Genomic DNA, 275 nt, shown 5'->3' on the forward strand with positions numbered 1-275 from the left:
GTGGGAGAACTACTTACATCAACTAGAAAAAGCCAAAAAGCGCAATATGCCTTTTGCGGATGCACAAATGCATGCAGCAGGCAAAGTGATTGATCGTCAACGTATCAAGACTGCCATTCCAAAATTTGCTGAACAGTTTATTCGTGATATCTGGATATTGCAGCCAAAACTGGCCGCGCCGCGTAGCAAACAGATTGTACAGCTATCTGAGCATCCACGTTTTCGTGCCGGTTTTGATTTCTTATTATTGCGCGAGCAGTGCGGCGATGCAGAGC

Annotated in this window: 1 pseudogene; it reads left to right on the forward strand. The window is 45.8% G+C overall.

The features are described from left to right. Window positions 1–275, forward strand: a pseudogene (locus AAEY75_RS15015) (polynucleotide adenylyltransferase PcnB); the annotation flags it as partial.

Origin of the sequence: Psychrobacter sp. TB55-MNA-CIBAN-0194, assembly GCF_040309505.1 — a bacterium.
Taxonomy (GTDB): Bacteria; Pseudomonadota; Gammaproteobacteria; order Pseudomonadales; family Moraxellaceae; genus Psychrobacter; species Psychrobacter fozii.